12 protein-coding genes and 1 tRNA gene are annotated in these 12794 nt (G+C 62.2%); 11 read left to right on the forward strand and 2 right to left on the reverse strand.

The features are described from left to right. Window position 1: 1 nt before the first annotated feature. A complete protein-coding gene (locus BKN05_RS05280) occupies window positions 2-1039 on the forward strand; it encodes a trypsin-like serine protease (protein WP_049377329.1) in 1038 nt (345 codons plus the stop codon). Here the strand turns inward: BKN05_RS05280 and BKN05_RS05285 are convergent. Next, entirely contained in the window at window positions 1036-2064 is a 1029-nt protein-coding gene (locus BKN05_RS05285) for a prephenate dehydrogenase (protein WP_049377328.1), read from the reverse strand. The genes BKN05_RS05280 and BKN05_RS05285 overlap by 4 nt on opposite strands. A gap of 39 nt (window positions 2065-2103) precedes the next feature. Between BKN05_RS05285 and BKN05_RS05290 the strand changes: the two genes are divergently transcribed. From BKN05_RS05290 to tgt, 6 genes are all read left to right on the forward strand, one after another. Further along, window positions 2104-2583, forward strand: a complete 480-nt coding sequence (locus tag BKN05_RS05290; protein WP_005323176.1) for a tRNA adenosine deaminase-associated protein — start codon at window positions 2104-2106, stop codon at window positions 2581-2583. Between the two features lie 25 nt (window positions 2584-2608). Then, entirely contained in the window at window positions 2609-3040 is a 432-nt protein-coding gene (locus BKN05_RS05295; protein ID WP_049377327.1) for a nucleoside deaminase, read from the forward strand. A gap of 51 nt (window positions 3041-3091) precedes the next feature. After that, a complete protein-coding gene (locus tag BKN05_RS05300; RefSeq protein WP_005323174.1) occupies window positions 3092-3292 on the forward strand; it encodes a CsbD family protein in 201 nt (66 codons plus the stop codon). 91 nt (window positions 3293-3383) lie between these two features. Then, window positions 3384-3471 (forward strand) — tRNA-Ser (locus BKN05_RS05305). 202 nt (window positions 3472-3673) lie between these two features. Then, a complete protein-coding gene (locus tag BKN05_RS05310) occupies window positions 3674-6292 on the forward strand; it encodes an MMPL family transporter (RefSeq protein WP_286688133.1) in 2619 nt (872 codons plus the stop codon). Between the two features lie 2 nt (window positions 6293-6294). Continuing rightward, entirely contained in the window at window positions 6295-7539 is a 1245-nt protein-coding gene (gene tgt, locus BKN05_RS05315; RefSeq protein ID WP_049378024.1) for a tRNA guanosine(34) transglycosylase Tgt, read from the forward strand. Here the strand turns inward: tgt and BKN05_RS05320 are convergent. Beyond that, window positions 7524-8198, reverse strand: coding sequence for a queuosine precursor transporter (locus tag BKN05_RS05320; protein ID WP_179387271.1), 675 nt, complete (start codon window positions 8196-8198; stop codon window positions 7524-7526). The genes tgt and BKN05_RS05320 overlap by 16 nt on opposite strands. A 33-nt stretch (window positions 8199-8231) precedes the next feature. Between BKN05_RS05320 and gluQRS the strand changes: the two genes are divergently transcribed. The 4 genes from gluQRS to BKN05_RS05340 all read left to right on the forward strand — a co-directional run bounded on the left by gluQRS (window position 8232) and on the right by BKN05_RS05340 (window position 12761). Further along, window positions 8232-9125, forward strand: a complete 894-nt coding sequence (gene gluQRS / locus BKN05_RS05325; protein ID WP_286688134.1) for a tRNA glutamyl-Q(34) synthetase GluQRS — start codon at window positions 8232-8234, stop codon at window positions 9123-9125. 11 nt (window positions 9126-9136) lie between these two features. Beyond that, a complete protein-coding gene (locus tag BKN05_RS05330; RefSeq protein WP_286688135.1) occupies window positions 9137-10717 on the forward strand; it encodes a cation:proton antiporter in 1581 nt (526 codons plus the stop codon). A 10-nt stretch (window positions 10718-10727) separates the two neighbouring features. Then, window positions 10728-11063 carry a hypothetical protein gene (locus tag BKN05_RS05335; protein WP_286688136.1) on the forward strand — a complete coding sequence of 112 codons (336 nt, stop codon included), beginning with the start codon at window positions 10728-10730 and terminating at the stop codon, window positions 11061-11063. Between the two features lie 84 nt (window positions 11064-11147). Continuing rightward, a complete protein-coding gene (locus BKN05_RS05340) occupies window positions 11148-12761 on the forward strand; it encodes an IS30 family transposase (RefSeq protein WP_286688137.1) in 1614 nt (537 codons plus the stop codon). The last annotated feature ends 33 nt before the right edge of the window (window positions 12762-12794 follow it).

Below are 12794 nucleotides of genomic sequence, written 5' to 3' on the forward strand. Positions count from 1 at the left end.
CATGCAGCACAAAATCTTCCCTGCCTTGCTCGCCGCCAGCATTGTGGCATTGACCGCCGCCCCAGCTAGCGCCCTTGAACATGGGGATCCAGCCGCGGATTCAGAGGAATCCCGTACCGTTGCACAGCTCAAAATCGGCCGTGTGGGCAGCTTCGGTGATTGCACCGGCACCCTCGTCGCCGCGCAATGGGTGCTCACCGCACGCCACTGCCTCGAGTCCGTGAATAATAAGGGCACCCAAGCCCGCATCAACGGAACCACCTACGACGCTGATTCGTGGGCGCTGTCCCCGCTTTCCGACGCCGCCCTTCTCCACCTCACCGTCCCTGTCACCGATACAAAACCCGCAGAGATTTCCACCCAAGTTCCTGAACCAGGCAAACGCGGCACCCTCTACGGCTGGAGCAGTAGTTCTTCTATGGCGCGCCGCGGTCAGCTGCCCCAAGCGGAAATGGAAGTGGCTGAGCTCCTCGGCGGTAGCCCCGCCGCACCTGCTGGCGCGGATGCTGGCGCGGGCGTCGCCACGGACGCTGGTGAGGATGCCGATGGTGGAGAAAGCGTTCCCGCGGCTGAGGCCATGCCGGGACTTAAAATGCCGGAGGGTACGGAAAGCGTGCCAGCCAGCGAGGCGATGCCGGGTGGGGCGCCAGATGGCCCGATGCCACTAATTGAAAGCGCCATTCTCGACGTACACTCCACCGGCCGAGCCGGCATGCAGGGTGGTGACTCCGGCGGCCCCTTCTTTGTAGACGGTAAGCTCGCCGGACTTGCCACCGCGGGCACCGCGAACGGGGACCCCGACCTGCCTTCACCTAGTGCGGCTATTACCACGCTGGCCGGCACCAAGGAGTGGATCGAGGCAGTAGTGAGCGGGCGCGATAAGGAAGCGATTCTCACCGCGGAAACCACTCCCGAACCGCCGAAAACCCCGCAGACCAGCGCCGACCGCGCTTGGCTTTATGCCGGCATAGCAGTGCTAGGTCTTATTGCCGCCGCGGTAGCATCCCGCATTCCCGGCCTGCGGGGCCGAAAGCGCTAGAAAATCTCGATGCGCCCGCCTAGGGACTCGGATTGGCGCAGCTGTGCCACCCACTTCGGGCCGCCTGGGTGCAGGCGCAGCACCGGGCGGGAAGAAATCTTGACTGGGGAGACCGATTCTTTGCGCGCGCCGGAACGGGCATCGATGCGGGTGCGGGCGCGATAGCCGGCGTCGGAAAGCTCAGCGATGGAAGGTTCGGGGGAGTCGAGCTTCTCGCGGGCATCGCGCAGCAAGTCCAAGGCCTCGTCCAAAGCCTCCACCAACGCCGGCGCATTGGTCTCGCACATCTGCTGCACCAGCTCCGGGTGCGTGCCGGCCACGCGGGTAGCGTCCTTGAAAGAACCGGCAGACAGGGACTGTGCCAGGATTCCGCCGCTATCGCCCACCACGGCGAGGATCTCCGCAAAGACGTGCGGCAGGTGGGAAATGCGCGCCACCGCGGCATCGTGATTAGCCACGCGGATAGGAACCGCCTCTGCGTGCACCATCTGGGTCATGCGCACGACCTCGGTGAAGGTCTCAATCCACTGCTTCGGAATCTTTTCCCCGCGCGCCTCGCACTCGGCGGCGTAGTCATAGGTAATGCCCCACGCCGCGCGGCGGAACAGGTCCTTCTGCGAGTTATCCCAACCGGACTTGGACGTGCCCGCCATCGGGTGGCCGCCCACGTAGCGCGACTCCATTCCGCGCTCCAATACCTGCTGGCGTACGGCTGTCTTCACGGAGACGACGTCCGTAATACCGCAGCTCGGCGCGTGCTCCTGAATGGCGTCGAGCACCTCGCCCACCGCGCCCATAGGCACGGCTATGACAATGAGCGCGTTTTCCGTCTCCGCGCGGGTCAAAATCGCCGGAAGATCATCGGTGACGTCAAAACCCTGCTTTACTGCAGTGCGGGCGCCGGACGTGGAGTGGTTGTAGCCAAAAACGTGGTGATTGTATCCGGCGAGATCGCGCAGCAAAGAGCCGCCGATGAGGCCGAGGCCAATAATGCAGATAGGGCGTTGAACATCTTGAGAACTCACGATGACAATTGTGGCACAACACGACTAATCTCACGAGGTATGAGCAACGAAAATTACTCCTTCGCAGTAACCGTCGCCCGCAACGCGGGCCAATGGCTGGTGCGCAGCTTCAACGATGACTTTGAGGATCCGCAGACCTCCATCAATGCGGTGCGCAGCCTGCGTTCCGAGGGCGCTGCGTTCGCGCTGCTGTGCGTGGAGGATGCCTATTTTATTGCCGTGCGCCCAGTGCCGGGCGGGGTAAAGATGCTCATCTCGGACGCCACCTATGGCGTCGACGATGACTTCGCCGCCGATTTCATGGATATCAACGATCATGAAATCCCGGATGTGGACCCCGAAGAGGCCGATCCTTATGGCGAGGGCGATTTCGATATCTTCGCTGACCTTGGTCTATCCGAGGACCAGGTGGGCTACATCATTGACAATGATGAGGACTGGCCTTCCGATATGTTGCTGCGCATCGCCGGCGAGCTCGGCTTTGGCGATGAGTTGGAAGACGTCATTGATAACGCCTGAGCCCTTGCTGCGCGCTGAGGCTCGGATGCGCCGCGCCCTCGACGTCGCCAAGCGTGCGCCGGCCGGCGACGTCCCCGTGGGTGCGGTGCTTTACGACGCCACCGGAACCGAACTTGCCACCGGCGTCAACCGCCGTGAAGAGCTTGCGGACCCGACCGCCCACGCCGAGGTCGAGGCCATTCGCCAGGCCGTCCGCGTGCACGGCGATGGCTGGCGGCTTTCCGGCTGCGAACTCGTCGTCACCCTAGAACCCTGCGCCATGTGCGCCGGCGCCTTGCAAGCTGCCCGTGTTTCTTCCGTGGTCTTTGGCGCCTTCGAGCCCAAGACCGGCGCGTGCGGCTCGCTTATCGATGTCCTGCGTGCCCCCACTGCCCCCTTTACCCCGCAGGTCCGCGGCGGCGTCCTCGAAGGCGAGTGCGCTGGGTTGCTCCGGAAATTCTTCGACGGCCTGCGCTAAACGTGCGTATAGTGGTGGTCATAGAACAACCATCTACCCAAAGGAGTGAACATGGGCGATTTGGAAAACAAGAAGGATGGCCTTGTAGGCAAGGCAAAGGAAGCCTACGGCGAAGCTACCGACAACAAGGACGTAGCTAACGAGGGCAAGGCCGACCAGGTCACCTCCGAGGCTAAGGACAAGCTGTCTGACGCTGCCGAAGGCATCAAGGACAAGGCCAACGAGGTTATCGGCGGCCTGAAGGACGACTAATCCTCGTCCCTCGTTTCCGCATCTCGCTGCGCTGGCACCCCGCCGGCGCAGCGATTTTGTCGCTCGGGCCCACTCCCGTAGTCTGGAACGCGGTGGCGTGTCCGAGCGGCCGAAGGTGATCGCCTCGAAAGCGATTGTTGGGTAACCCCCAACCGCGGGTTCAAATCCCGCCGCCACCGCACCGGGATCCCGGCCTGTTTACGCAGGTCGGGATTTTCTTTTGCCTAATTTTTCGGTAGGCACGGGGAATCCGGCTGGCTGGCCGCCAGCTGTGAAAACTGGGACGCAGGTGGCTTCGCGATAGGGGATTGTGGGGTATGGCCACTACACTAGGGCAAAGTTCAACCCGTCCCCCACGCGAATGCGAAGGTACATCTACCCGTGGCTAAATTGCTTTATCGTCTTGGGCGCTGGTCTTTCCTCCATAAGTGGAAGGTCATCGTGGCATGGCTGCTGCTGCTCGCCGCCGTCGGCGGTGCCGCCGCCTTGCTGATGAAACCGATGACGAGCGAGTTCTCCATCAAGGGAACCCCGTCCATCGACGCCACCTACAAGACCATGGACCTCTTCCCAGAGGGCGGCAATCCTGCCAACTCGCCCTCGGTCAACGTGGTCTTCAAGGCCCCAGACGGCCAGAAGCTTTCTGATCCCGCAAACCGCGAGGCCATCGACGCCACCATCTCCTACCTCGAGGACAACCTAGAGATGGGCGATACCACGCGCTTTGGCAACCCGCTTGAGGTCTCGCCTCGATTGCAGGACCAGGTGATACACCAGTTCACGGACATGGGATTGCCGGAAGCATCCGCCCGCGCGGACGCGGACAACCTCGCCATGGTCAATGATGACGAGACCATTGCCTATACCACCTTTAATTTCGACGCCGAGTCGCCCTATAGCGTGGAGCAGGCCGATAAAGACACCGTTACCGAGGCAATGAATATTGCCCGCGACCGCGGCCTCACCGTAGAAGGCAATGGTGCCGGCTTCGGCGATGAAATCGCGGTCAATTCCACCTCTGAGATCATCGGCCTCGGCGTTGCCTTTATCGTGCTCATCTTTACCTTCGGCTCCCTGGTGGCCTCGGGTATGCCTTTGGTGTCCGCGGTCATCGGCGTGGGACTAGGCGCGCTGGGCATGTTCATTGCCACCCACTGGATTGAGCTCAATAATATGACCCCGGTCTTGGCCATCATGATTGGCCTTGCCGTGGGCATTGACTACGCGCTGTTTATCCTTTCGCGCTACCGTGCCGAGCGCCGCCGCATGGACGGGCCCGATGCCGCAGGCATGGCGGTGGGAACCGCCGGATCCTCCGTGGTCTTTGCCGGCGCGACCGTCTTTACTGCGCTTTTTGCGCTTCTCATTGCACGCATCGGCTTCTTGACGGCCATGGGCTTGGCCGCCGCCGGCACCGTCGCCATCGCCGTATTGGTGTCGCTTACGCTCATCCCCGCGATGCTGGGCGTGCTGGGCGATAAGGCCTTCAATGGCCGCATCCCCGGCGTGGCCGGCAACCCGACCCGCAAGGGCAAGCGCCGCCGTGGTCCCACCATGGGCAACCGCTGGGTGCGCCTGGTCCAGAAGGTCCCCGGCCTGGCCATGGCGCTGGTTGTCCTCTCCCTGGGCGCGATGACCGCGCCGGTGCTCGACATGGAGCTCGCCCTTCCGGCCGATACCACCTCCAATCCCGATACCACCCAGCGCAAGGCCGCCGATATCATGTCTGAGGGCTTCGGCCCCGGCGTCAACGGCCCCTTCCTCGCCGTGGTCGATGCCCACACGGTCAACGCGGAGGCCGGCGCCCTCGCCCCGCTTGTCGACGCCCAATCCCAGCCCGAACCAGCCCCCGCGCCCGCCCCCGCACCAGATGCGGAGGCCGCGCCCGAGGGCGCTGCACCAGAGGACGTTGCACCAGAGGATGTTGCGCCGGAGGACGCAGCCCCTGAGCAGCCGCAGCCGGACCAGCCCGCGGCCGAGGCCGAGCCGGAGATTGCCCCGGCCGCCGAGGTAGTAGACACCTCCGCAGACGCTGCGGACAATTCCTCGCCGGAGGACAAGGCCGCGCTCGCGTCCTTCCTATACACCGCGGACCAGCTTAAGGGGCTGGGCGGCGTGAAGCACGCGCAGATTGTCGGCCTGAGTAAGGACCAGCGCGCCGCGCAGATCATGGTCACCCCAGAAACCGCGCCGACGGACGCCGCGACGGTCAACGTCGCGCACGCGCTGCGCTCGGCCACCAGCGAGATTGAAGACGCCACCGGTACCGATATCGGCTTGACCGGCCTGACCGCCGTGCAGCTCGATATCACCGAGCGCCTCGAGGAAGCCATGGCGCCGTACCTGGCCATCGTCGTAGGCCTGGCCATCGTGCTACTGCTGTTGGTCTTCCGCTCCATCCTGGTGCCGCTGGTTGCGGGCCTGGGCTTCCTGCTGTCCGTCGGCGGCGCCTTCGGCCTGACCGTCCTGGTCTGGCAGGAAGGCCTGTGGAACCTGGTTCCCGCGCCGGGCCCGCTGATTTCCTTCATGCCCATCTTCCTCATCGGCGTGACCTTTGGCCTCGCGATGGACTACCAGGTCTTTTTGGTCACCCGCATGCGCGAGCATATCTCGCGGCATCCGGAGGGCACCGGCGGGCGATATAGCGCCGTGGACGAGGCCACTATCACCGGCTTTACCCAGGGCGCCCGCGTGGTCACGGCCGCGGCCATTATTATGATTTCGGTCTTCGTGGCCTTTATTAACCAGCCGCTGCCTTTCATTCAGATCTTTGGCTTTGCCTTGGCCGCCGGCGTGCTTTTCGACGCCTTCTTTATCCGCATGACCCTCGTCCCCGCCACCATGTTCCTCATGGGCCGCGCGACGTGGTGGATGCCGAAGTGGTTGGCGAAGATTCTGCCCACCCTGGATATTGAAGGCACCGCCTTGGAAGAAGAATGGGAAGCTAAACACGCCACCCCGGCCCCAACCCCTAGCCCTGCAGACAAGGAAGAAGAGTAAAGATGGACTTGAGTTTCGACGTCGGCAAGCGCCTGCCCGAAGGCCCCGGCAAGCACGGCCGCAGCGGTGTCATCCACACCCCGCACGGTGATATTCAGACCCCGGCCTTTATCCCGGTGGCGACCAAAGCCACGGTCAAGACACTTACCCCGGAACAAATTCGCGCCACCGGTGCGCAGGCCATCTTGTCGAATGCGTACCACCTCTACCTGCAGCCGGGCCACGACATCGTGGACGAGGCCGGCGGCGTGGCCGAGTTTGAAAATTGGCATGGCCCGACCTACACCGACTCCGGTGGATTCCAGGTTATGTCGCTGGGCGTGGGCTTCAAAAAGGTCCTTGCGATGGATATTGCGGATCTCAGTGATAAGGACATCCGCGCCGCCAAAAAGGAACGCATGGCGCAGGTGGACGAGGACGGCGTGGATTTTAAATCCGTCATCGACGGCTCCAAGCACCGCTTTACCCCCGAGAAGTCCATGCAGATCCAACACGGGTTGGGCGCAGACATCATGTTCGCCTTCGACGAGCTGACCACGCTCGTTGATACGCGCACTTACCAGGAAGAATCGGTCGCGCGCACGCACCGCTGGGCCAAGCGCTGCCTGGATGAGCACGATCGCCTCACCCGCGAGCGCGCCCACCGCCCGAAGCAGTCGCTGTGGGGCGTTGTTCAAGGCGCGCAGTACGAGGACCTGCGCCGCCAGGCCACCCGCGGCCTACTCGACCTCGACCGCGCCGCCCGCGAGGACGGCAAGCGCGGCTTCGGCGGCTTCGGCATCGGCGGCGCGCTGGAAAAGGAAAACTTGGGCACCATCGTCGGCTGGGTGTGCGATGAGCTACCTGAGGACAAGCCGCGCCACCTGCTAGGCATCTCCGAGCCGGACGATATCTTTACCGCCGTCGAGGCCGGCGCCGATACCTTCGACTGTGTGGCGCCCACCCGCTTGGCGCGCCGCGGTGGCGTCTATACCCTTGACGGCCGCATGAACCTCACCAATGCGCGCTTCAAGCGGGATTTTGCCGGCGTGGACGAGGAATTCGGCGGCTACGTATCCGAGAATTACTCCCGCGCCTACCTGCACCACTTGCTCAAGGCGAAGGAATTCCTCGCCGGCACGCTGTGCACTATCCACAATGTGGAGTTCATGATTCGCTTGGTGGACAATATCCGCGCCGCCATCGACGGCGGCTACTACGAGGCCTACCGCGATGAATTCCTCGGCCGCTACTACGCCGGCAAGTAGTCCTCGCGCTTCTTCACCCACTTAATGACCGCGGCCGTCACCGGCAGCATGACGGCCTCCATCAGGGTCTTCCACACGAAGCCCACGATGACGTAGTTGATAAACCCGCCCACGGTATCCACGCCGATGACCGGTGCGGCGATGGCGCAAAACAGCAGAGTATCGCCGAACTCGCCCACCACGGTGGAGGCGATAAGGCGCGCAAAGAGGCCCTTTTCGCCCGAGCGCTTCTTCATCGCGGTCAGCGTCCAGGCGTTGAGCAGCTGACCTACCAGGTAGCCGGCCAGCGAGGCGGCCAGAATCTGCGGCATCAGACCAAGCGTGGCGGCGAAGGCCTCCTGGCCCTCGTAGAAATCGGCCGCCGGCAGCCAGATGGCGATATAGAAGCACACGGCCGCCAGGATGGCCATCGCGAAACCAATATAGACTGCACGCCGCGTGGATTTGAAGCCATAGCACTCGGAGAGCACATCGCCGACGATATAGGCCAGCGGGAAGAGGAAGAAGGCACCGTCGGTAACCAGCGGGCCGAGCTGGACACCCTTAGTGGCATTGATATTAGAAATCAGGAAGGTCACCACAAACACGGTGACCAGCCAGGGGTAGAGGGTGGAGCGGACGGGAATGAAGCGCACCTCAGCGCCGTTCGATTTTTCCATGCCTGCCATTGTGCCAGCCCGTAGACTATGGGCATGAATTCCGCGACCACCGGCGCCGGCCGTTACGCGCCAAGCCCCTCGGGCGATCTGCACTTTGGCAACCTCCGCACGGCGCTTCTGGCGTGGCTTTTCGCCCGGTCGACGGGGAGGCGCTTTGTGGTGCGCGTGGAGGACATCGATAAGCAGCGCTCCTCCCAGGAATCGGCCGAGCGTCAGTTAACGGACCTGCGCGCGCTCGGGCTGGACTGGGACGGCGAGGTTATCTACCAGCACGATCGCGACGCTGCCTATGAGCAAGCCTTGGCCCAGCTGCCCACCTACGAATGCTATTGCTCTCGCAAGGATATCCGTGAGGCCTCCCGCGCCCCGCACGCCATCCCCGGACAGTACCCGGGCACCTGCCGCCACCTCACCGAGGACCAGCGCGCGGCCAAGCGCGCCGAGCTTGCGGCCCAGAATCGCAAGCCTGCCCTTCGCCTGCTTGCCGACGTCTCCACATTCACCATCCACGACGCCCTTCACGGCACCTATACGGGCGAGGTTGATGATTTCATCCTGCGCCGCGGCGGCCAGGACACCGGCTGGGCCTATAACTTGGCCGTTGTCGTCGACGATGCCTACCAAGGCATCGACCAAGTGGTCCGCGGCGATGACCTGCTCTCCTCCGCGCCGCGCCAGGCTTATCTTGCCTCGCTGCTTGGCATCGAACCGCCGGAGTACATCCACGTCCCGCTCGTACTCAATGAATCCGGCGAGCGCCTGGCTAAGCGCGATGGGGCGGTGACCATGCGGGAGATGGGGGATGAGGGGGACGTCGTTAAGCAGTTGGCGGCCTCGCTGGGGTACGAAGCTCACAGTGCCGCGGAGCTGCTCGCGCAATTCGAGCCCGACCGGTTAAGCCCTGAGCCCTATACCTGGCGCGGGTAGAATCTGAGCCCATGGAAGTTCTTCTGGTTCTCATTGGGCTCATGCTGCTGACCGTATTCGTCGTCGCCATCGGTGACAAGATTGGGCTGCCATGGCCGGCGTTGCTGACGATCATCACCGCCTGCGCCGTCTTCGTCCCCGGCCTGCCCCAGTTCGAGCCGCCCACCGAGCTCATCCTGCCTATTTTCCTGCCGCCGCTGCTGTGGGCGCTGGCCCGGCGCACCTCGTGGGGTGTTATCCGCGAGCAATGGGTGACCATCTTGAGCCTGTCCGTGCTGCTGGTGGTCGCCACCACGCTGGCCGTTGGTTTCACGGCCTATGCCTTCCTGCCCGGCATCAGTCTCGCCGCCGCCATCCTCATTGGTGCGGCCATCGCCCCGCCGGACCCCGTCGCCGTTGACGCCGTGGCCGAGCCCGCCGGCATCCCGCGGCGCATTATCACTACCTTGCAGACTGAAGGCCTATTTAACGATGCGGCCTCTATCGTCGCTTTCAATCTTGCCTTGACGGCCGTAACCCAAGGCGATGATCTCTCCTTTGGCGGCGGCGTGCTGAACTTTTTCTACTCCGCATTCGTCGCGGGCGGCCTGGGATGGGGCGTCGGCCGGCTGGTGGCGCTGTTTATCACCCACGTCCACGACGTCACCGCGCGCAACGCGCTGACCTGGGTGACGCCGTTTGCTGTCTACCTCATTTCGGAAGAGCTCGGCGCCTCCGGCGTTATCGCCGTGGTCATTGCGGCTGTGGAACTTAATTCCCGGGCCGATATCCAGGCCGAGGACCGCCTGTCCGGCCAGTCCTTCTGGGAGACGGTCGAACTGCTCTTTACCGGCGTGGCCTTCGGGCTCATCGGCCTGACCGTCAATACGGCCATCGCGGAAGTCGGCTCGGATTTGTGGCATTCCGTGGTGGTGGGCGTCATCTTGTCCCTCGTGGCCTTTGTCGTCCGCTTGGTGTGGATGTACATCTATTACCGCATCAACGTCTCCCGCGGCCGCCTGCGCGTGGCGCCGCTGCGCCTGCAGGAGGTGCTGCTGATGACGTGGTCCGGCATGCGCGGCCTGGTGACCCTGGCACTGGTGCTGTCTATCCCGGCCGGTGTATTTAGTTTCCACCACGAGCTCGCAGTCATCGCGCTGACCGTTCTGCTGGTCACGATGGTGGTGCCAGGCCTGCTCTTGCCGTGGCTCATGGAGCGCCTCGATCTCACGGAGGCTTCCCAGATTGCCAGCGATAAGATGCGCGCCGCCGTGGTGGCCCGCGCGCGTGCGGCCAGCATCGAGGCGCTGTCCCACTTCCGGCCTGATGGGCATATAGCGCCCGACGCCGAAAAGGTTGATCCGGAAATTTCCGCCAACGTTATCCAGTGGCTGGAAGACCGAATTGGTGATGGCGAGGATGTGTCCGAAGACTCCCGCAAGCAGCGCGCCTGGCAGGCCCGCCACGTGGCGTTGGAGGCTCGCCGGACCGCCCTGACGGCGGCGCAGGAGGAGCTGCTGCGCATGCGCGGTTATCGAGCCTATAACCCGGCCATCGTGGACGAGGTGCTCGAGGAAATTGACCGCATGGTCTTGGGCACCAAGCGCCATTAGGCTGGGCGGCATGGATCCCTTCGATTATGCGCAGCTTGAGGACGCGCTGGATTACCTCTACGACTTCCTTGACCAGGACCTAGTGGACCGGGTGCGTACCGAACGCGAGTTTGTGCCGGCCGGGCTGGAGGGCCTGCTTGCCGACGACTCCCTCGACGACTACGTCTGGCTCTGGATCAAGGACCCAGGCCCGAATGGCTTCCGGCAATACTTGCGCGATGGGGGCTATTCCGAGGCCGAGGTCTCCCAGGCTTTCCTCTGGGCGCGCACCGAGTGGGGGATGAATACGCCGCCGCACGTCGCGTGGCTGAAGGCGGATGGCTACGAGCCGCCGCGCATCGATTAGGGAGGAGGGGAGCGGCGTCGGCAAGCGCGGCCGCGCTTGAGTTCAGAGGGTCGTTGCAACACTTTCCCTTAGGAGGGTGTTGTTGTGTCTGGGGTTGTTGGCCCGTTTCATTCGTTGTCTGAATCGGATCGTCGTGGGCGTAGTGTCCGTTCGGCGGCTGGTGAGCTTGGTTGTCATTACGGGCATGCTTTGAATTTTTGTCATGCCTTTGGATTGCCAGTCGTGTTTAAAGCCAAACGAGTTGATCGCCGCGGTAGCCAGGCTTTCCAGCTTGTAGAGCTAGTCCGAAGCGGACTGTCGGTACGCCAAGCTGCTAAAAGATGTGGGATGCATCTTTCTGCGGCTTATGCCGTAGCTACGGAAGCTGGGTGCCATATCCGGTTGAGTCAGTATGCTCGGAAAGTCCGCCAGACGCAGTTAAGAGTGGAATATCTGCGCCTTCGGCTGGCGAGCCTGCCTGGTGGTGATGCTGGCGCGGCAGTAGGAATTGATCGTCGACTGCGTTTAGATTTCGAAAAAGGACTCACCAAATCCCAGGGTCGACGAGAAGAGTTCATACCCGTCGGCGAAGACGCCAGCACGTATAACAGACTTATGAAAGCGCTGCGCCAACGCCATGATGTCATCGAATCCGGAAGGCTTGCCCCTCCCGCCTTACCTAGCGGGGTAGATCCGTATAAACGCATCAGCAATCGCTACATTTGCTTCGAAGAACGCGTCATCATCGCCGATCTTCTCCGCGAAGATGTGCCACTGCGTGAGATTGGGCGCCGTTTAGGGCGAAGTGCATCGTCAATTCAGCGTGAAGTACGCAGAAACCACAGTGCTCAAGGCCCGTATCGTGCAGAAACAGCCCAGTTAAAGGCCTGTGCGCGGAGATTGCGGCCGAAAATACCGAAACTACTAGCCAACAAAAGACTATGGGACTATGTATGCGCACAATTGCGGGCACAATGGTCACCTGAGGAGATTTCTAATCGCCTGCCCATCGACTACCCCACTGATAAGGACATGCGCATTAGTCACGAAACGATTTATGACGCCTTTTACCTGCAGGCCAAAGGAAGACTCAAAGACCTTGGCTTGGACTTGCCGACAGGTAGAAAGAAACGCAAGAAACGTCAAACCCGCTCCAGCACACCTGCCCAGCAACGCTTCGTCGACGACATGATCCTCATAGACGACCGGCCAGATGAGGTAAGTGAACGTATTTTGCCAGGCCACTGGGAAGGCGACCTCATCCTCGGTAAAAACAACCAATCAGCGGTAATCACGCTAGTAGAACGCGTTAGCCGATTTGTTGTCCTTGGCCACCTACCGGGAAGGCATACCAGCAAAGAAGTATTCACAGCCCTGCACAAGGCAGTTGCAGGAATCGATAAAGCTATCTGGTCATCAATTACCTGGGACCAAGGAAGCGAAATGGCTGGTCATAAAGCTTTTACCATGGCCACTGACATTCCCATCTACTTCTGCCATCCAGGATCACCATGGGAACGCGGCAGCAACGAAAACACCAACGGCAGGCTCAGAAGAAACCTTCCTAAAAACAGCGACCTGTCCATCTACAGCGCCGAGGACCTAGAAATGATCGCCAACATTCACAACCACAAACCACGCAAAGCACTCAACTGGCGCACCCCAGCCGAAGTCATGACCAACGCCCTCACACAAACCGGTAGCATCAAACCAAACTAACCATCATCGTTGCAACGACCCCTAGAATCCGCC

This window comes from Corynebacterium sp. S5S1 (assembly GCF_001913985.1).
GTDB lineage: Bacteria > Actinomycetota > Actinomycetes > Mycobacteriales > Mycobacteriaceae > Corynebacterium > Corynebacterium marquesiae.

Coding starts and splice junctions, on each gene's coding strand:
- BKN05_RS05295 (WP_049377327.1), top strand. CDS start 2,609: ATGCGCCGCGCCCTCGACGTCGCCAAGCGTGCGCCGGCCGGCGACGTC.
- BKN05_RS05300 (WP_005323174.1), top strand. CDS start 3,092: ATGGGCGATTTGGAAAACAAGAAGGATGGCCTTGTAGGCAAGGCAAAG.
- tgt (WP_049378024.1), top strand. CDS start 6,295: ATGGACTTGAGTTTCGACGTCGGCAAGCGCCTGCCCGAAGGCCCCGGC.
- BKN05_RS05280 (WP_049377329.1), top strand. CDS start 2: ATGCAGCACAAAATCTTCCCTGCCTTGCTCGCCGCCAGCATTGTGGCA.
- gluQRS (WP_286688134.1), top strand. CDS start 8,232: ATGAATTCCGCGACCACCGGCGCCGGCCGTTACGCGCCAAGCCCCTCG.
- BKN05_RS05320 (WP_179387271.1), bottom strand. CDS start 8,198: ATGGAAAAATCGAACGGCGCTGAGGTGCGCTTCATTCCCGTCCGCTCC.
- BKN05_RS05330 (WP_286688135.1), top strand. CDS start 9,137: ATGGAAGTTCTTCTGGTTCTCATTGGGCTCATGCTGCTGACCGTATTC.
- BKN05_RS05335 (WP_286688136.1), top strand. CDS start 10,728: ATGGATCCCTTCGATTATGCGCAGCTTGAGGACGCGCTGGATTACCTC.
- BKN05_RS05290 (WP_005323176.1), top strand. CDS start 2,104: ATGAGCAACGAAAATTACTCCTTCGCAGTAACCGTCGCCCGCAACGCG.